This is a genomic window from Ruegeria sp. B11 (assembly GCF_056539785.1).
On record NZ_JBQFVO010000001.1, the window covers coordinates 541,373 to 561,406 of the forward strand.

The window sequence follows — 20,034 nt, forward strand, 5'->3', positions numbered from 1 at the left end:
CCAAATAATCGCAAGTATGCTCAACCTTTCGCGATAATTCAGAGAGGCATCGCTCGTGCCAAAGACCTACCTAATCCTAATGTTGGCTGTTATCGCGGAAACCATCGGCACGACTGCGTTGCAGGCTAGCCATCAGTTTACGCGATTTTGGCCGTCGGCTCTTGTCGTGGTTGGCTATGGGGCAGCCTTTTATCTTATGGCCCTCACGTTAAAGGTCATGCCCGTGGGCATTGTCTATGCAATCTGGTCGGGCCTCGGTATTGCCCTGATCGCACTGATTGGATTTCTGGTTTTTGGCCAAAAACTCGATTGGCCCGCAGTCTTGGGTTTGGGCATGATTTTGAGTGGCATTCTGATCATCCACCTGTTTTCAGCCACAGCGGGCCACTGACCGCCGGTTAGGGCTGGTATATTTTGTCGCGCCGCGTTATGCGCGCGGCAACTTCCCGTTCAAAGGCTGACCTCTCATGGACCTGCGCAATATCGCAATCATCGCTCACGTGGACCACGGCAAGACGACCCTGGTGGATGAGCTGCTCAAACAATCCGGCGCGTTCCGGGAAAACCAGGCCGTGGCAGAACGCGCCATGGACAGCAACGACCTGGAACGCGAACGCGGCATTACCATCCTGGCCAAAGCCACCAGCGTTGAGTGGAAGGATACCCGCATCAACATCGTCGACACCCCCGGCCACGCTGATTTCGGTGGGGAAGTCGAACGTATTCTCAGCATGGTCGACGGCGTTGTACTGCTGGTCGACGCCGCCGAAGGCCCGATGCCGCAAACCAAATTCGTGACCTCAAAGGCGCTGGCTTTGGGCCTGCGCCCGATCGTCGTGCTGAACAAAGTCGACAAACCCGATGCCGAGCCTGATCGCGCTCTGGACGAATGTTTCGACCTTTTCGCCAACTTGGGCGCCGATGACGATCAGCTGGACTTCCCGGCCATGTATGCTTCGGGCCGGGCCGGCTGGGCCGATATGGAGCTTGACGGTCCGCGCAAGGACTTGACCGCCCTGTTCGATCTGATCGTTGATCACGTCCCCGCCCCCAAGCAGATCGAGAAAAAGGACGAACCGTTCAGGATGCTCGCCACCACTTTGGGCAGCGATCCATTCATCGGTCGCATTCTGACCGGTCGTGTGGAAAGTGGAACTCTGAAAGCGGGTGACAGCCTCAAAGCACTCAGCCGAGACGGCACCCAGATTGAAAGCTTCCGCGCGTCGAAAATCCTTGCATTCCGTGGATTAGCTCAACAACCCATCGACGTCGCTGAAGCAGGCGACATTGTCACGATTGCGGGTATGAGCAAAGCCACCGTGGCAGATTCCCTTGTAGCCCCGCAAGTCGACGAGGCCCTGCCTGCCCAGCCTATCGATCCGCCAACCATCACAGTGACCTTCGGCATAAACGATTCCCCGCTGGCCGGTCGTGACGGCAAAAAGGTTCAGTCTCGGGTCATTCGTGATCGCCTGATGAAAGAAGCCGAATCGAACGTAGCCATCCGCATCAGCGACACGCCCGGCGGCGAGGCCTTCGAGGTTGCTGGTCGCGGCGAATTGCAGATGGGTGTTCTGATCGAAAACATGCGCCGCGAAGGATTCGAGCTCAGCATCTCGCGCCCACAGGTTTTGTTCCGCGAGGAGGACGGCCAGCGCCTTGAACCTATCGAAGAAGTCACGATCGATGTGGATGATGAATATTCTGGCGCGGTGATCGAGAAAATCACGGGTGCGCGCAAAGGTGAACTGGCTGAAATGCGCCCTGCAGGGGCAGGCAAAACCCGGATCATCGCCCACGTGCCGTCTCGTGGCCTGATCGGCTATCACGGAGAGTTCCTGACCGATACACGCGGAACTGGTGTCTTGAACCGGGTCTTCCACGGCTGGGCAGCCCACAAAGGGCAGATTCCTGGTCGACGTGCGGGTGTTCTGATCTCGATGGAAAACGGTCAGGCGGTCGCCTATGCGCTGTGGAATTTGGAAGAGCGTGGCCGCATGTTTGTTGGCCCGCAAACTGATGTCTATCAAGGCATGGTGATCGGCGAGCATTCGCGAGACAATGATCTGGAAGTGAATCCGCTGAAAGGTAAGAAGCTGACAAACGTGCGTGCCAGCGGCTCGGACGACGCAGTAAGGCTGACCCCTCATATTCAGTTCTCGCTTGAAGAGGCAATCGCCTATATCGACGACGATGAACTGGTCGAGGTTACACCCAATGCGATCCGGCTTCGCAAACGTTATCTGGATCCGCACGAGCGTAAACGGATGTCAAAATCAGCCTGATCAATGCTGTGAACTTGTTCACGTTTTGGAAACATTGCCACATTCGTGACATTTTTGCGTCAGGCTAGAAACAACACAGAAAAAGAAGACCTGGTGCAACAGCAGGTCTTCTTTTTGTTTTTTATGGATTAATCGTGTTTGAGTGAGCTGGATCACAGAAATCCAACAGAAAGTTTGCTTGAAAATAGGCGATAGAAAGAGGACTTTGTGTTCAAAGTGTGACGCCGTTTGAGTATACGGCAATTTAGTTAACGAGTGCTTAAGGAGCGTGCGATGCGCATTAGATCCAAACTGTTATCGATTGCTTTTGCTTCTGCAATCTTACCCTTCACCTTCGGAAATTCCGCTCAGGCAGCTGGTACGTGCACTGTGAGCACGGCCAAACAGTCTGTTTCTTCGAACACTCTTTGTGCGTGTGACGTGGTTACTTCGGGCATGCTCCGGTATATCCAGCGACGCGCCGACTTCGAGTCTATCTTGGAAAGTACCATTCTTGATTGCCCGCGATTTGCAGCTGTTTTGACCGACCTGCCAACTGCAAGCATCGGCTTCGCCGACCAAAGATCTGGCGACGGTCCATCAGATGAATCTGAGCGGGAAAGTTCAAGTTCCGGCCCTAGCGGTGATTCTTCTCCGGACAACGACCCCGGTTCGTCGACGCCGGGAGGTAACAACAACGGAAATGACAACGATCCTGATGACAATGATCCTGATGACAACCAGCCCGATGACAATGAGCCTGATGACGACAATTCGGACGACGGAAAGTTGAAGGAACTAAAGTCTAATGACAAGAAATCCAAGGGCAAAAAGTCCAAAGACAAAAAAATGAAGAACAAAAAGTCCAAAGACAAAAAGTCCAAAGACAAAAAGTCAAAAAACAAAAAGTCAAAAAACAAAAAGTCGAAAAACAAAAAGTCGAAAAACAAAGTTAATACTAGTATATTTGATAACTAATGCTGAAAAAGGGCGCTGCTCATTACAGGCGCCCTTTTTTGTTTCTCGGATTTCTAGCTCTTTCCGTAAACTCCGACCCAATTTCGTGGCTGTTTAGGATCTTGCATCCTCAGGAACAGATAGCGCGTCGCCTTCCAAGGCTTGATCTGATTGGTCAAATTATCCAGAACCAGATCGCCGTCGCTTGACCGATAGACCAAAACAGCATGAGAGTTTCTGCGCGTATCCAACACTGTCGCGAGCAGTAGCTTACGAGGGTCGAAACCAGCCTGGATCAAATCTCTTTTCTTTAGAAGCGCAAAATCTTCGCAGTCACCACCGCGCGACGTTGGAAGCGCCCAAAGTTCACTGGTTTTGTATTGCGACTGATCCGTGACCTCTCGCGTGGATCGATTAACGCGGCGGTTGATCTCTTTGACAAGCTTCAATTCTTGGCTGGTAGATAAGGAACCGATACCTTTTTGCGCACATGCCCAGGAATACTTACCGCAAAGCTGACGCGCACCGGAGGGTGGTGGCGAGGCAGCGATACTCGGGATAAACGCGGCATCTTTCGCCGATGCTTCAGTCCCAAACAACAGCGAACCGTTAATCAGGATAGCCAAACCAAACAGCCCGCCAAGCTTGGCAGCGCTCTTTAAGTGGGCATCTATGGTCGTACCAAAGAATTTCATGCTGTCCCTCGAGTCCTATTAATCCCTGCAAACTGCGTGGATCAGAACCCATCTGTATACCGGACCATATCCGCAAACCGTGGTTGTCACGCAATCAAATCCGAGATTGAGCGGAAAAAACGGCGGAAATTCGTCACATTTCGTGACCATTTCCGCGCAAGAAAGTGGCGCGAAGTGCCACAATCGGACAGAGAAATATGTTCAAAATCAACAGGAAGTACGCACAACCCATTGTAATAATGTGTATAAATTCAGAGCGATCGTGAAGAGCCGCCCACGCTAAAATGCATGGCAGGTCGCACGGCTCGGGGCCGGGCAGAATTTGCAAATTTCATGCGAAGGTAGATTTAGCCTGATTCTCAGTAGGTAATTTCAACGACCACCAGCTCTCGCTCGCTGGCGCCACGGGCATGATCCAATGCCTGCTGATATGCAGGAGAATTGTAGCACTCTACCGCAGCCTCGACGGTTGGGAAGCGGGCGACCACATTGCGTGGTCGCTCTTTGCCCTCTAACTGCACGTAACGTGCCGCGCGGGCGATGAATTCACCCCCATGCGCCGCAATTGCCGGCCCTGCAAGCTCGGCGTATTTTCCATAAGCATCGGCGTCTGTCACAGTGACGTGTGCGATCCAAAGTGCTGGCATCTTATCCTCCCAAAACCTGTTCAGCGGCCTTGATTGCAGCCTCTGCATTCGAGGCATCCTTGCCCCCACCCTGTGCCATATCAGGCCGTCCACCACCGCCCTTGCCGCCAAGTTCAGTCACCGCCGCGCGGACCAGATCCACCGCAGATACCGTGTCTGTCAGGTCCGAAGTGACACCCGCTGCGACAGCCGCTTTGCCGCCGGTATCAGCAATCAATAATACTGCGCCCGTACCCAGACGGCTTTTGTGCTCATCAATCAACGCAGGCAGGTCCTTTCCGGAAACACCCGCGAGCGACTGCGCAAAGAACGCCACACCGTTCACATCGCGCGCTTCAGCGCCACTGCCCTGTCCCGCACCTCCGGCCATCGCCAGATCTCGGCGCAACTGCGCAACTTCGTTCTGCAGCGATTTACGCTCGTCCAACAGAGTCTTCACACGCGCCACAACGTCATCCGGCTGGGCTTTCAACTCAAGCGCAATCGCTGAAAGGCGATGATCCTGTTTCGACAGATACTTAAATGCGTCATCACCGGTCAAAGCCTCGATCCGCCGCACGCCCGCGCTGCTGGCACTGTCGCCCAGTACGACGAAGGTTCCGATATCACCGGTCTGGCGCACATGGGTGCCGCCACACAGTTCAATCGACCATGTCTCACCATCCTGGCCTTTGCCGGTGGGTGCTTTGCCCATCGAAACCACGCGAACCTCATCCCCGTATTTCTCACCGAACAGAGCTTGAGCACCCAGTTCACGGGCGTCATCAGGTGTCATAATCCTGGTTTCCACGGTTGAGTTTTGCCGGATGAATGCGTTCACCTCTCGCTCAACTTTCTGCACTTCTTCCAGTGTCAGAGCCTTGGAATGGCTGAAATCGAACCGCAAACGATCTGATGCGTTGAGCGACCCGCGCTGCGCCACGTGGTCACCCAATGTCTCGCGCAGAGCTTCATGCAGAAGGTGCGTCGCGGAGTGGTTGGCACGAATGGCCGTGCGGCGCGCGTGATCGACTTCCATCTCAACTGCGTCACCTTTTGAGATCGCCCCATGATCAATCGCGACCTTGTGAGCATAGACTTTGCCATCAGCAAACTTTTTGGTGTCTTCAACGCGGGCGATATCGTCGCGCTCATCCAGCCTGCGAATTTCACCGGTGTCGCCGACCTGGCCGCCGGCCTCGCCATAGAACGGTGTCTGGTTGACTACGACCCAGCCGGTACCACCCTTCTCGATCTTGTCGACCAATACACCATCGACCACCAACGCAGCGACCTGCCCTTCGGCCTTTTCAGTATCGTAGCCAAGGAAATCGGTCGCACCGGCCGCATCCAGCACATCGAACCAAACCACCTGATCGGCAGATTCGCCAGACCCGGCCCACGCCGCGCGAGCCTTGGCTTTTTGTTCGGCCATGGCCACGTCAAATCCATCGGTGTCGACGGTTCGACCTTTCTCGCGCAGCGCATCCTGCGTCAGATCAAGCGGGAAACCATAGGTATCATACAGTTTGAACGCCGCGTCTCCGGGTAGTGGATCGCCTTCAGGTAGGCCCGAGACTTCCTCATCCAACAGCTTCAAACCGCGATCCAAAGTTTGCTTGAACCGAGTTTCCTCAAGCAGCAGTGTCTCTTCGATCAGTGGCTGCGCCTGACCAAGCTCTGAATATTGCGCACCCATCAATTGCACCAGCGTGGGTACCAGGCGGTGCATCACCGGATCTTTGGCCCCCAACAGATGCGCATGGCGCATCGCGCGGCGCATGATACGGCGCAGAACATACCCTCGCCCATCATTTGACGGCATCACACCATCCGCGATCAGGAACGAAGTTGAACGCAAGTGGTCCGCAATCACGCGATGATGCACGTTTTGATCCCCATAAGGATCAACACCGGTCGCATCCGCGGAGGCTTCGATCAGCGTTTTGAACAGATCGGTGTCATAATTGTCGTGGCTGCCTTGCAGCAACGCTCCAATGCGTTCCAATCCCATACCGGTGTCGATCGACTGCATGTCTAGTTCGACCATCGAGCCGTCTTCGAACTGTTCGTTCTGCATGAAAACGATGTTCCAGATTTCGATGAACCGATCACCATCTTCCTCAGCCGAACCCGGAGGCCCACCCCAGATGTGATCACCGTGGTCATAGAAAATCTCGGTGCACGGGCCGCAGGGGCCGGTAGGGCCCATTTGCCAGAAATTGTCATTGGTAGCGATGCGGATGATCCGGTCTTCAGGGACACCAACCTTTTTCCAGATTTCAAATGCCTCATCATCGGTGTGATAGACAGTGGCCAACAGACGGTTCTTATCGATACCAAACTCTTTGGTGATCAGTTCCCAAGCGAACGGTATCGCCTCATGCTTAAAGTAATCCCCGAATGAGAAATTCCCCAGCATTTCAAAGAACGTATGGTGGCGAGCGGTATAGCCCACATTGTCCAGATCGTTGTGTTTGCCGCCTGCACGCACGCATTTCTGTGCAGTGGTAGCACGGCTGTAGTCGCGGGTTTCGACGCCAGTAAACAGATTCTTGAACTGAACCATACCCGAGTTGACGAACATCAGTGTCGGATCATTGCGCGGAACCAGCGGGCTGGACGCAACCACTTCGTGCCCCTGCTTGGCAAAGTAGTTCAGGAAGGTAGATCGAATGTCGTTCAGCGTTGGCATAAGGCTCTCTCGGCGCGCAGTCGTTATGGTCAGCAAAGGTTTAGCCCCACCCCCCGAGAGTGTCCACAGCATTGGCCCATCCGAAACGAAACAAGGCGGCCCCGAGGAGCCACCCTGTTCCAGATATTTTAGCACTGCCGGGGTGCCGGGGGATTTCTTCGGTTCCCCCTCAGGCACGCTTTAAGCTTCGAGGATGTCATCCTCTTCCGCCTCGGGTGGCATTTCAAAGTCTAACCCATGCGCGGCACGTATTTTGTCTTCGATCTCGAGCGCCGCACGGGAATTGTCACGCAGATATTGCTTGGCATTCTCACGGCCCTGCCCGATCCGCTCATCACCGTAGCTGAACCACGAACCCGACTTTTCGACCACACCGGCCTTGACGCCCAGATCCAGAAGCTCACCCATTTTGCTGATGCCTTCGCCATACATGATGTCGAATTCCACCTGCTTGAACGGCGGTGCCACCTTGTTCTTGACGACCTTGACGCGGGTCTGGTTGCCCACAACTTCGTCCCGATCCTTGATCGCACCGATACGGCGAATATCCAAGCGGACCGAGCTGTAGAATTTCAACGCATTACCACCGGTAGTGGTTTCCGGGCTGCCAAACATCACACCGATCTTCATCCTGATCTGGTTTATGAAGATCACCATGCAGTTCGAGCGATTGATCGAGCCGGTCAGCTTGCGCATCGCCTGGCTCATCAGCCGGGCCTGAACACCCACGCTGCTGTCACCCATGTCGCCTTCCAACTCGGATTTCGGCGTCAGCGCCGCAACCGAGTCGACCACGACCATGTTCACGGCTCCCGACCGCACCAAGGTGTCGGTGATCTCAAGTGCCTGCTCGCCAGTGTCGGGCTGAGAGATCAGCAATTCATCCAGATCCACACCCAGCTTGCGCGCATATTGAGGGTCCAGCGCATGTTCTGCGTCGACGAACGCGCAGACTCCGCCGCGTTTTTGCTGTTCAGCGATGCAGTGCAGCGTCAGCGTGGTCTTACCCGAGCTTTCCGGGCCATAAATCTCGACGATCCGCCCCATCGGCAGGCCGCCGATCCCCAGCGCGATATCCAAGCCCAGCGACCCGGTCGAGCTCGCATCGATATCCTGCTTGGAATCTTCGCCCAACTTCATGATCGAGCCTTTGCCGAACTGCCGTTCGATCTGGGCCAATGCGCTGTCGAGCGCCTTTTGCTTGTCTGCGTTTTTCTTGTCGCTCATCGTCAGAAGATCCGCCATTGTCCTGTCGCCTTCTCTTTTGTCACACCCTTGATCGGGCGGCAATCGCTGCTTTGTTCGCCTCTTGTTCCTTATGGGACCAAAAAGAGAACATTTCAACTAAAACTTATGAAAACTACTCTTCAGCAATTGTGTTAAAGAGTCGTTTACGACAATCTGAGACATGAAAGGCATTGAAGAGAAAAGATAAATGCTTGTTTTCTATGAAAAGCGGCTTGCGCTTCTGTCTGTTCCAAAGACCGGCTCCACCGCGTATCAATCAGCTTTGCGCGATCGGGCCGATATCGTCGTGTCCGGACCAACAGACCTGAAACATGCGAACATGCGTCGCTATGATCGCTTCTTCCAGACCATGTTTCGCAAGATGTTTGATGCAGAAATGGACGTCATGGCCATTGTGCGCGAACCTGTCGATTGGTTGGGAAGTTGGTATCGATATCGAACGCGCGCCGAATTGGCAGGTCATCCGCATTCCACAAATGGTTTAAGCTTCGAGGCATTCCTTGACGCCTATATGCAAAACCCCCGCCCGGCCTACGCAGATGTGGGATGCCAAACCGATTTTTTGCAACCCCGCAGTAACGGTAAAGGTGTTGCGCATATCTTCAAATATGACAGCCAGCAAAAGATACTGGATTTCCTTCAGAATCGGCTGGAATGTAAAATCGATCTACCGCGTGAGAACGTCTCGCCCGCTTGCCCAATGGACTTCTCAAAACAAACTGAACTCCGGTTCCAATCATTGCACGCCGCAGAATACGCATTGTATCGTGCTGCCGAATAACGTTTTCAGTTCATTTGCTGAAACACCGCTTCGGTCAGCTGGGTCAACGAAAACGGCTTGGGCAGGAAGGTGGAATTTTCGATCTGAGGACCAGATTCGCCGAACGCCCCCTCAGTATAGCCTGACATGAAGACCACCCGCACTTCAGGCCGTGTTTTCATGGCCTCGCGCACCCAGGTCGGGCCGTCCATTCCGGGCATGACGACATCGGTGACAAAAACATCCACCAGCAAATTGGGGTCGTCCAACAATTGCAGCGCATCTTCGGCTGATTCAGCTTCAAGCACAGTGTAGCCTTTCAAGCGAAGCGCCCGCGTTGCGAAGGCGCGCACCGGGGCTTCGTCTTCGACCAACAAAACCACGCCTTCACCCAATCGGGAACTTTGCACCTCTGACGTATCGGGGGCCTCAGGCTCCGATTCTTGGACCCGGGAACTCACAGGCAAGAGCACGGTAAATTCCGTTCCCCGGTCCTGCACACTGTCGACAAATATGAAACCACCAGTCTGTTTTACGATCCCGTAAACAGTCGATAGCCCCAGCCCCGTCCCCTCGCCTGTGCGTTTGGTCGTATAAAATGGCTCAAACACCTTTTGCAGTTTGTCTGCAGGAATCCCGATGCCGCTATCGATGACTTTGACCGTAACATATTCCCCCGGCTGTACCGTAGCCCGATCGCGCGTGATCGATTGATCCAATGTCACTACTTCGGTCTCGATCCGAATCTCCCCACCCTCAGGCATCGCATCACGCGCATTGACGACCAGGTTCATCAAGACCTGCTCTAACTGGCGCTTGTCCGCGCAGACGGATTTGAGCACCGGGTCATGACTGAGCGTCAGGCGGACCTTCTCGCCCACAAGACGGTTTAGCAAATGGATAAGGTCTGAAATCGTATCTCGCAGATCCAGCACCTCGGGCCGGAGCGTTTGTTTGCGCGAAAAGGCCAGAAGCTGGCTGACCAACGCTGCAGCACGGTTGGCGTTCTGATTGATCTGTACAAGATCGCCGTAATTCGGGTCATCTTGGTCATGGCGCAACAGCAACAGATCACAATGCCCCGAAATCGCCGTCAGCAAGTTATTGAAATCATGTGCGACCCCGCCAGCCAATTGCCCAACGGCTTGCATCTTCTGGCCTTGAACAAACTGCGCCTCCATCGTTTTCAGTTCGGTGGCATCGTTCAGAACCGCAATAAGACAGACCTGACCATCCCTGAGAATCCGTGACAGCGTAACTTGCACAAATACCTCTTTGTCCTTGCGCACCAAACGCAGGAATTCAGACCGCGGTGCTGCGCCTTGTTCGGCAGCACTCGCCAGCCAGTCCCTAATCGGATAGCCGAGCCCCTGCATCATGCTTTCGATATTCGTCCGCCCCGGTTGGATCTCACCGACCAATTCAACTGCGAGGTGGTTTGCTTCGCTAACATCTCCATCGGGAGACATGCACATGATCGCAACTGGCAAATCTGCAAATGATGTCGTGTGCTGCGGTCCTTCGGCGTGCTGCAGCGGCGTTAAAAGCAACTCACGCACAATACCGCTGTGCCTTAGCGTTGTGACAGTGAATGGTGCTTCGGTTTCCCCGGTTTTAATCTGTATGATGCTACCATCAACTGCACCGCCAGCTTGAACCATCGGCTTGAGGCATGTGGGAATCTGACCAAGAAGTTCGATTGCCGCATCATTGGCATCCAGCACCACGTCATTTCGTCCGACCGTCAGAACCGGCCGCTGCACGCTGCGCCAGATCTGGGGTGCATCTATTCTAAAACGCCAGCAAAACCGATTTTCACCCAGCTTTGATACAGACACGGGTATTGTTTGTCCGCGCGTGACAACATCTTCTTCCCAAAAGCCCCGTTTCAGGGCATGAGACTGCAAACGCAACAGCACCGCCGACGGGTTTGCAAATACGGTACGCAGAGACTCATCTAGTCGCGTACCCGCGTTCCGAATAAGACGCGCATTGGCCTGAGCGTTTGCAACTAGCACCTCGCCCGTCGCATCCGAAATGACACAGGCATCGGTTTCTTGCTCTAGAAAACTCGTCATCGCAGCGTATGTTTGCGCTTCGATCTGATTCAATATCCAAGCGCGCGCCAAGGCAAAGACCACTACTACCAGGAAGGACAAGCCAACGGCTGCGACCCCAGCACTTAACCGTGGCGGCAAGACGTCAAAGAAGGAAAGTACGCTCAATAAAATGGCGATCAATGCCAGTGAGGCATAGCGCCCACGATCAATGCCCCATCCACTTGATCGAGAGGGGGTAAATTCAGATTGAATAGACATAAACAGCCCGGATTATTACAATTTCTGATCAATATCTGCCTGCAATGGTTAATTGCTGCTTAATGATCAGTGACATAAACTTCTTAAGGTTGTGTTTTAAAGTTTATATTCGCGTCAAGTGTGCTGTAAAAAATCCATCGGTCCCGTGTGAAACCAGCCACGTTTTGCGGTATCCGCTCTGCCATTCGGGATTGCTGGCAAAGAATCCATCAATAATGCCGTCGTTTTCAATCGTCAGCATCGAGCAGGTCGCATAGGCAAGCACGCCTTTGGGCGCAACGAGAGGTGAAACATCTCGTAGAATGGTGGCCTGAATCTGCGCTAGTTCCTCCAAACGCTCGGGCGTTAGTGCCCATTTCCCTGCCGGCGCGCGACGCCACGATCCGCTGCCGGAACATGGCACATCTGTCAAAACCACATCGAACGGGGCCTGACCGGTGATTTGGCCTGTGGTCAGGATCGTGACATCCGCGCCCGCCCTTGCCGCGCGCGCTGGCAAGTCGCGCATACGGTTGGGATTGGCATCATGAGCAAAGACCTGAACACCCATATACTTAGCCGCTAAAGCAAGGGACTTGCCTCCGCCACCCGCACAATAGTCAAGGACACGCATGCCTGGCTGCAAATCAAGCGCGGCAACTACCGCTTGGCTCGCGGCATCCTGCAACTCAACCAGCCCATCTGTATACGGACCGCTCTGAGATATCTTGCGTGCGCCCTCGGTAACTTCCAATGCAGTATCGCAGGCCGGATGTGGATGCGCCGTGATCTCCTCGGCAGCCAGTCGTTGAATGGCTGTAGGCAGGTCAGTTTTCAGCAGGTTGACCCTCAGATGAATCGGAGCGCGCGATTGTAGCGCGGCTGCGGCAAGTTCAGCTTCGTCCTTCAACGCGGCCTGAAATTGGGGCCACAACCACTCGGGGATATCCAGACGTTCTGCGTCGCTCTGAAATGACCTGGGTTGGTCAGCCTCGGTTACCTCTGCAGGTGCATATCGCGCGCCCGAAAATACTGACGTTAGGTCTGAGCCCAAGGATCGGGCGGCACCGATCATCAGGCCGCGCCCCGTCTCGGACCCACCGAGCGCCGAGAAGGATCGCTTGCACCGCAATGCATCAAACACATGATCCCGGATCGCAGCGCGATCCTTAGATCCCGCGAACCGACTGCGTCGAGCCCAGCCGGTCAACGCCTTCTCGACCGGTGCACCGGCAAGAATGTCATCGAGGATCTCGATCGAGGCCTGTACCCGAGCAGCAGGTGTCATCGCGTTTTCCGTTCGTCTACACGATCAATTTCGAGAGCCCCCCTGAAGGGTCTCACAAACTTACATCACGCGATAATTGGGGCTTTCCCGTGTGATCTGAACGTCATGCACATGGCTTTCCTTCAAACCTGCGCCAGTGATTTTGACAAAGTTGCAGTTCTGGCGCATCTCATCGACGGTGGCACAACCGGTATAGCCCATCGCCGCCCGCAAACCTCCAACCAGTTGGTGCACAACAGCGCTTGCGGACCCTTTGTACGGCACCTGGCCTTCGATCCCTTCGGGCACCAGCTTGTCATTCGCGGCGTCCTTCTGGAAATAGCGATCCGCCGAGCCGCGCGCCATCGCACCCAGACTTCCCATGCCGCGATACGATTTGAACGAGCGGCCTTGATAGAGGATCACCTCGCCCGGGCTTTCATCCGTGCCCGCAATCATCGAACCCACCATGGCGCAAGATGCCCCTGCCGCAATCGCCTTGGCGAAATCGCCCGAGAATTTGATGCCACCATCAGCAATGACCGGAACTTCCCCCGCCGCAGCGGCACAATCCATGATGGCCGTCAACTGAGGGACGCCAACACCCGCGACCATCCGTGTGGTACAGATCGAGCCGGGCCCGATGCCCACTTTGATCGCGTCTGCACCTGCATCGATCAGCGCTTTGGTGGCTTCGGCAGTGGCGACGTTACCGGCGATGATCTGAACCTCGTTCGACAGCGTCTTGGCACGTTTCACCGCGTCCAGAACCCCTTGCGAATGACCATGTGCAGTATCCACAACAATGATATCGACCCCGGAATCGACCAACTGCTCTGACCGCTCGAACCCCGCGTCTCCGACCGAGGTTGCAGCAGCCACACGCAGACGGCCCAACCGGTCTTTACAGGCCGTAGGGTTCAGCACGGCCTGTTCGGTATCTTTCAGCGTCAGTAAGCCTGTCAGCTTGCCCTTGCCATCGACGACCAGCAACTTTTCGATCCGACGCGCACGCATAAGGCTTTTGGCCTCTTCCAGATCGGCGGGCTCTTGCAGCATCGCCAGATTGTCAGAGGTCATCATCGCTTTGATCGGCGTGTCATCCGAGGTCGCAAAGCGCATATCTCGGTTGGTGACAATGCCGACGACACGACCGCTTTCTTCAACGACCGGGAAGCCGGTGAAGTTGTAGCGCTCTACCAAAGCCTGAGCATCTGCCAATGTTTGATCCGCGCGCAGCGTGACCGGGTTATAGACGATACCGGATTCGAACCGCTTAACCCGACGCACTTCGCGGGCCTGTTCCTCGACCGAGAGGTTTTTGTGCACCACGCCGATGCCTCCAGCCTGCGCCATGGCGATAGCCATACGCGCCTCGGTCACCGTGTCCATCGCCGAGCTTAGCAGCGGGATGTTCATCGTAATCTCACGCGTCACGCGCGTGGTGGTATCAGCGGTTGCCGGCAGCACAGAAGATGCGCCCGGAACCAGAAGAACGTCGTCGAAGGTGAGTGCCTCACGAATCTGCATTTGATAACCCCATGCAAAAGCCCGTTTGACGGTGACCCTATTGCATGGATTTCACCCGAGGGAAAGCCCCGAACCCAAGTTGTTTTCCCCTGCGGGCTTCTGCCACGCCCGAAAACGACGCAAGCAATGCAAAACGTGCCGCTGAATGCCCTTTCCCTTTGCGTTCAAACCCATATGTTCGCCGGCATACGCGCGAATACAAAGGCAAGCCATTCATGACCACCGATCCTCTTGTCGTTTTCACCCCGTCCGGCAAACGCGGACACTTTCCTGTTGGCACGCCAATCCTGACGGCAGCGCGCCAGTTGGGTGTCGATCTTGATTCAGTCTGCGGTGGACGCGGTATTTGTTCGAAATGTCAGATCACCCCCAGCTATGGCGAGTTTCCCAAACATGGCGTGACCGTCTCGGAGGACGCGCTGAGCGAATGGAACGCGGTTGAACAGCGTTATGACGACAAGCGAGGCTTGAAACCCGGGCGCCGTTTGGGCTGTCAGGCCTCGGTTCAGGGTGACGTGGTGATCGACGTGCCTCCTGAAAGCCAGGTTCACCGTCAGGTGGTCCGCAAGGCCGCCGCCGCCCGCGCCATCACCATGGACCCTGCTACACGCCTGTATTTCGTGGTGGTGGAAGAACCCGACATGCACTCGCCCACAGGCGATCTGGAACGGTTAGAGCGCGCCTTGCGCGAGCAGTGGAAGATCGACGCAATAACCGCCGACCTGTCCCTGATGTCCAAGCTGCAGCCAGTGCTTCGCAAAGGGAAATGGGGGGTCACGGTCGCCGTCCACAAAGGCCACAAGGACAACGTGGCCCGTATCGTCGAAATTTGGCCCGGCCTGCACGAACATGGGCTTTACGGTCTGGCTATCGACCTCGGCTCGACCACCATCGCTGCGCACCTGACCGATCTGGAAACAGGTGAAGTCAAGGCTTCTTCCGGCCTGATGAACCCGCAAATTCGTTTCGGCGAAGACCTGATGAGCCGCGTGTCTTACGCCATGATGAATCCCGGTGGCGACAAGGAAATGACCCGGGCCGTTCGCGAAGCGATCAATGACCTGACCACTTATATTGCTGACGAAGCGGAGATCGATGCCGCTCTGATCGTCGAAACAGTGTTCGTCTGCAATCCGGTCATGCACCATCTTTTGCTGGGTCTGGACCCAGTCGAACTGGGTCAGGCGCCATTTGCGCTCGCGACGTCTGAAAGCATGTCCCTGCCTGCGCATGAGATGGACCTGACCACGATGAATCCGCGCGCGCAGGTCTACATCCTGCCGTGTATTGCGGGCCATGTGGGTGCGGACTGCGCTGCCGTTGCCCTATCCGAGGAACCCGGCAAGTCCGACGATCTGGTACTGATCGTGGATGTGGGTACCAATGCGGAAATCTTGCTGGGCAACACCCACCGAGTTCTGGCCTGTTCGTCACCCACCGGCCCCGCATTTGAGGGTGCCCAGATCAGCTCGGGCCAGAGAGCCGCGCCCGGTGCGATTGAACGAATCGAAATCGATCCTGTCACCAAAGAACCGCGTTTCCGCGTGATCGGGTCCGAGAAATGGTCGAATGACGAAGGCTTTGATCAGGACATTGCCACCACGGGCATCACCGGTATCTGCGGCTCAGGCATTATCGAGGCCGTGGCCGAGATGCGCATTGCAGGTCTTCTTGACGAAAGCGGGCTGATCGGCTCGGCCGCGCAGACTGGCACACAGCGTTGCGTTCCCGAAGGCCGCACCAACTCCTATCTGATCCACGATGCCAGCGCCGAGGGCGGTCCGCGTATCACGGTAACTCAGGGTGATATCCGTGCCATCCAGTTGGCTAAATCCGCGCTCTACGCCGGAGCGCGTCTCCTAATGGATGAGATGGAGGTTGACCGTGTGGATCGCGTGGTACTTGCCGGTGCCTTCGGCGCGCATATTTCGACCAAACACGCGATGGTGCTGGGTATGATCCCTGATGCACCGCTGGAGAAGGTCTCCAGCGCGGGTAATGCCGCTGGAACCGGTGCCCGGATCGCGCTGTGTAACATCGGATCGCGGGCCGAGATCGAACGCGTGGTGCGCGAGATCACCAAGGTCGAAACGGCAATCGAACCCAAGTTTCAAGACCATTTCGTCGCCGCCAATGCGATCCCGCACAAAACCGATCCGTTCCCTGAATTGGCGCAGGTCGTCACCCTGCCCGCTCCGTCCTTCAATACCGGCGGCGGGGATGATGAAAAATCTGGCCGTCGACGCCGCCGGAGGTCATAGTCGCCCCATCCACAGGAGGCGAACATGACATCAGTGAACGAGGAACAGGCGGAATTCTGGGGAAACTCGGAACAAGGCACCAAATGGCTGACCTATGAAGATCAGCTTGACCACGCCTTTGCGCCTGTTCTTGATCTCGTTCTGAACCGGGCCGCCTTGTCGGCAGGCATGAAGGTGCTGGATATCGGATGTGGCACGGGCGTCAGTGCAATCGCTGCCGCCCGCGCGGTAGGGCCGAACGGGCACGTTCTGGCCGCTGACATTTCACAGCCCTTTCTGGACCGCGCAGCCAAACGTGCTGAAAGCGACGGGATACAGACTATCACTTTTCAGCACGCGGATGCGCAAACCTACGCGTTTGAACCCGGACAAATGGATGCCGCAATCTCCCGGTTTGGTGTCATGTTCTTTAGCGACTCGATCGCAGCATTCCGAAACATCGCCTCGGCACTGAAACCCGGTGGGCAAATGACGTTCGCTTCCTGGGGGCCATTGGACGTCAACCCGTGGTTCAAGATACCCCATGTCGCCGCCGTTCGGCGAATGGGTCAACCGCCCCGCGTAGACCGCTATGCGCCCGGGCCGCTGGCGTTCCACGACATCGACCATGTCAAAGGTCTGATGACCCAAGCGGGGCTGTCTGAAATAACCGGCGACGCGATCACAGTGAACCTGACGGGTTTTGGCGGCGTTGAAGGCACGGCGAGGCTGGTGACACGTGTTGGTCCTGCGGGCCGTGTTGTTGCTCATTTCGAAGGGAGTGAGGCTGATACTGACGCTATTCAACAAGCGGTCGCAGAAGAGTTCCGACAGTATCAGTCTGGTTCGGAGATCCTCATCCCGGCGATGATCAACCTCTATCAGGCCCGACGCGCAGAATGATTGGAGCGGGTAGCGGGAATCGAACCCGCGCGTTCAGCTTGGGAAGCTGACAGGCTACCATTACATCATACCCGCCGCTGGGCATTGATTAGCACTGCTCTTTACCGGGGTTCAAGGGTCAACAAACCCTGACGAATCGAAAAGGCCGGATCAAAGATCCGGCCCAATCGATTGTTTTATATACCTTAAGCGCGGCGACGGCGACCGCCGCCACGACGTCCGCGTGCACCCTCGCCTTCGGCTCCGGCCTCAGCGGGTGGTTTGTTGAACCTGATCCACTCACCGCCATGTGCGTCGTTGTTGGTCAGCAGGTTGGCGGCGCGGATGGCCTCCATCTCTTTGCCCGCACGCGGAAGGGTCGAACCCAGACCGAACATCTGTACAAAGGTTTCGTCGTCCATATCCTCGCGCAGAATGATACCGGCGGCAGCAACGGCCTCTTTCTTTTCAGCAATCTTCTTCTGAGTCACCGGCAGAGCCACCGGGTTCATGATCGCTGAAGTCATTCCCGCACCCATTGCCATCGGCAGGAAGGCGTTGTTGATACCGTGACGGTTCGGCAGGCCGAACGAGATGTTGGACGCACCGCATGTGGTGTTCACGCCCAGCTCCTCCCGCAGACGACGGACCAGAGCAAACACCTGCTGGCCAGCAGTTGCCATCGCACCAATCGGCATGACCAGCGGATCGACCACGATGTCATGAGCCGGGATGCCGTGATCGGCTGCACGCTCAACGATGGTTTTGGCGACGGCAAAACGCACATCGGGGTCTTCCGAGATTCCGGTGTCATCGTTCGAGATCGCCACAACGGGTACGTTGTATTTCTTGACCAGTGGCAAAACCAGTTCCAGACGCTCTTCTTCACCGGTGACCGAGTTCAACAGCGGACGACCTTCCGCCGCCTCAAGACCGGCTTCCAAAGCGCCCGGAACCGAGGAATCGATGCAAAGCGGTACATCAACAAGCCCCTGAACCAGCTCGACGATCTTGGTCATCAGCGGCGGCTCGGTCTCGTTCGGGTTGGGGTTCGAGTTGTAGACGACACCTGCGTTGATATCCAGAACGGTCGCGCCTGCAGCGACCTGCGCCAGAGCATCCTTTTCGACTGTCGAGAAATCGCCTGCTTCCAATTCGGCAGCCAGTTTCTTACGGCCCGTTGGGTTGATCCGCTCACCGATAACGCAGAACGGTTCGTCAAAGCCCAGAACGGCAGTTTTTGTTTTTGATTCTACGACTGTACGGGTCATGTCCGTTCCTTAGGAGTTAACCGGCTTTGCCGAAGCGCCGCCGTTGTTGATCGCCCAGTTGGCGTTGGTCTTGATCCCGCCCAGCGGGAAGAAGTGTACCTTGGTGATATTGAAATCCGGGTTGGCTGCCTTGTGATTGGCCAGTTCGGTGACCACATCGGTTGGCTCGTAAGGCAACAGCAGCTTGGACACGTCCATGGCGCGCTTCTGCAGGACTTTCAGCGATGGACCAACGCCGCAGGCGATAGCGAATTTGATCAGCGTCTGCAGCTTCGCCGGGCCCGCGATACCGATATGGATCGGCAGATCAATACCCGCTTCTTTCAGACCGTTCGCCCAAGCGATGATCGGCTTGGCGTCGAACGCAAACTGAGTGGCCAGCGCCATTTCGGCGTCGGTGGTTTCCGAAAACTTCTGCTTCCAGCGCAGCGCGTCATCGACATTCTTGGTCGAGCCGTCGGGATCGATATCCTTGTTGCCTTCGGGGTGACCGGCTACGTGCAGTCGCTTGAACCCCGCCTTGTCGAACAGTCCGGTTTCCAGCAGCTGCATCGAGCTGTCGAAATCACCATGCGGTTTGGCGACCCCACCGGCCAGCAGAAGCGCCTGCTCGACACCCGCTTCACCCTGATACATGGAAATCCAGTTTTCCAGCGTTGCGGCATCCTTGATGATCCGTGCCGGGAAATGCGGCATGACAGGGTAACCTTCGGCCGCGATGCGCTTGGCAGTTTTGACCATGTCTTCGATTGGCGTGCCCTCGATATGGGCGATGTAGACACGGGTGCCTTCTGGCAGCAGCGCGCGGAAATCTTCGACCTTTTCCGCAGTGCGCGGCATCACCTCGATCGAGTAGCCCTGCAAAAAGGCTTCGACGGTCGGGTTCACAGGGCCGTTTTCGACCGCATCACGTTTCTTGAAGTTCAGCAAAGCCATAGCGGCCTCCCATAAAGATCTGGGGCTCATGCCCAACCGTCATTGGCGATCAGGGTCTTGATACGGTCCTGATCGTACTCTGTTTCCAAACGCGCGGCCTCGGCTTCGGCAATTTCGGACGGGTCGCCCTCAACTGCGAAAGGCTCGGCTTTGCGCCACTCGGCCAGATAGGCATCACTATCTTTGGCGTTCACCTTCATTGCGGCCCGGTCGATGGCTTGTTCAAACCGCTCTTCCAACTGCCGCTTAGCGCCACGACGGCCCTTGCCGACGATGACTTGGGCGGGAATATCGCGCCAATATACGATGGTGACGTCAGGCATTACCGTGATTCCTCCTAACCAGATGGACCGGTTCTAAACTTCA

At 55.9% G+C, this 20,034-nt stretch carries 16 protein-coding genes and 1 tRNA gene; 6 read left to right on the forward strand and 11 right to left on the reverse strand.

Annotation, left to right across the window (positions count from 1 at the left end; translation table 11 throughout):
* Positions 1-55 precede the first annotated feature (55 nt).
* From ACR0I1_RS02780 to ACR0I1_RS02790, 3 genes are all read left to right on the forward strand, one after another.
* On the forward strand, positions 56-391 hold the full coding sequence (locus tag ACR0I1_RS02780) for a DMT family transporter (RefSeq protein WP_480438560.1): 336 nt from the start codon (positions 56-58) through the stop codon (positions 389-391).
* A gap of 76 nt (positions 392-467) precedes the next feature.
* Entirely contained in the window at positions 468-2,285 is a 1,818-nt protein-coding gene (gene typA / locus ACR0I1_RS02785) for a translational GTPase TypA (protein WP_170393029.1), read from the forward strand.
* 273 nt (positions 2,286-2,558) lie between these two features.
* Entirely contained in the window at positions 2,559-3,242 is a 684-nt protein-coding gene (locus ACR0I1_RS02790; protein WP_480704871.1) for a hypothetical protein, read from the forward strand.
* Between the two features lie 53 nt (positions 3,243-3,295).
* Here ACR0I1_RS02790 and ACR0I1_RS02795 read toward each other — a convergent pair whose 3' ends face one another.
* The 4 genes from ACR0I1_RS02795 to recA form a co-directional block, all read right to left on the reverse strand.
* Entirely contained in the window at positions 3,296-3,916 is a 621-nt protein-coding gene (locus ACR0I1_RS02795) for a transglutaminase-like cysteine peptidase (protein WP_480704873.1), read from the reverse strand.
* Positions 3,917-4,275: 359 nt separating this feature from the next.
* Positions 4,276-4,563, reverse strand: a complete 288-nt coding sequence (locus ACR0I1_RS02800) for a DUF1330 domain-containing protein (RefSeq protein ID WP_480704875.1) — start codon at positions 4,561-4,563, stop codon at positions 4,276-4,278.
* Between the two features lies 1 nt (position 4,564).
* Entirely contained in the window at positions 4,565-7,237 is a 2,673-nt protein-coding gene (gene alaS, locus ACR0I1_RS02805) for an alanine--tRNA ligase (protein ID WP_480705726.1), read from the reverse strand.
* A 180-nt stretch (positions 7,238-7,417) separates the two neighbouring features.
* Positions 7,418-8,482, reverse strand: coding sequence for a recombinase RecA (gene recA / locus ACR0I1_RS02810; protein WP_170393025.1), 1,065 nt, complete (start codon positions 8,480-8,482; stop codon positions 7,418-7,420).
* Positions 8,483-8,672: 190 nt separating this feature from the next.
* Here recA and ACR0I1_RS02815 point away from each other — a divergent pair, with 190 nt between their 5' ends.
* A complete protein-coding gene (locus ACR0I1_RS02815; protein WP_480704877.1) occupies positions 8,673-9,266 on the forward strand; it encodes a gamma-glutamyl kinase in 594 nt (197 codons plus the stop codon).
* Positions 9,267-9,271: 5 nt separating this feature from the next.
* On the opposite strand, the gene ACR0I1_RS02820 is transcribed toward ACR0I1_RS02815, so the two are convergent.
* The 3 genes from ACR0I1_RS02820 to guaB all read right to left on the reverse strand — a co-directional run bounded on the left by ACR0I1_RS02820 (position 9,272) and on the right by guaB (position 14,339).
* Entirely contained in the window at positions 9,272-11,563 is a 2,292-nt protein-coding gene (locus tag ACR0I1_RS02820; RefSeq protein WP_480704879.1) for an ATP-binding protein, read from the reverse strand.
* Between the two features lie 103 nt (positions 11,564-11,666).
* Entirely contained in the window at positions 11,667-12,830 is a 1,164-nt protein-coding gene (locus ACR0I1_RS02825; protein ID WP_170625880.1) for an RsmB/NOP family class I SAM-dependent RNA methyltransferase, read from the reverse strand.
* Positions 12,831-12,890: 60 nt separating this feature from the next.
* The gene (guaB, locus tag ACR0I1_RS02830) at positions 12,891-14,339 is read right to left on the reverse strand and encodes an IMP dehydrogenase (RefSeq protein WP_480704881.1); all 1,449 of its coding nucleotides are present in this window, start codon (positions 14,337-14,339) and stop codon (positions 12,891-12,893) included.
* A 215-nt stretch (positions 14,340-14,554) separates the two neighbouring features.
* Here guaB and ACR0I1_RS02835 point away from each other — a divergent pair, with 215 nt between their 5' ends.
* Complete coding sequence (locus ACR0I1_RS02835) at positions 14,555-16,600, forward strand: ASKHA domain-containing protein (protein WP_480704883.1); 2,046 nt, start codon at positions 14,555-14,557, stop codon at positions 16,598-16,600.
* Between the two features lie 24 nt (positions 16,601-16,624).
* Positions 16,625-17,482, forward strand: coding sequence for a class I SAM-dependent methyltransferase (locus ACR0I1_RS02840; protein WP_170509785.1), 858 nt, complete (start codon positions 16,625-16,627; stop codon positions 17,480-17,482).
* A 1-nt stretch (position 17,483) separates the two neighbouring features.
* Here the strand turns inward: ACR0I1_RS02840 and ACR0I1_RS02845 are convergent.
* The 4 genes from ACR0I1_RS02845 to ACR0I1_RS02860 form a co-directional block, all read right to left on the reverse strand.
* Positions 17,484-17,557 (reverse strand) — tRNA-Gly (locus ACR0I1_RS02845).
* Between the two features lie 110 nt (positions 17,558-17,667).
* Positions 17,668-18,732: a methyltetrahydrofolate cobalamin methyltransferase gene (locus ACR0I1_RS02850; protein ID WP_480704885.1), complete on the reverse strand. Its 1,065-nt coding sequence runs from the start codon at positions 18,730-18,732 to the stop codon at positions 17,668-17,670.
* Between the two features lie 9 nt (positions 18,733-18,741).
* Positions 18,742-19,668, reverse strand: coding sequence for a methylenetetrahydrofolate reductase (locus ACR0I1_RS02855; RefSeq protein ID WP_170509779.1), 927 nt, complete (start codon positions 19,666-19,668; stop codon positions 18,742-18,744).
* Between the two features lie 26 nt (positions 19,669-19,694).
* Complete coding sequence (locus ACR0I1_RS02860) at positions 19,695-19,991, reverse strand: virulence factor (RefSeq protein ID WP_170393016.1); 297 nt, start codon at positions 19,989-19,991, stop codon at positions 19,695-19,697.
* Positions 19,992-20,034: the final 43 nt, after the last annotated feature.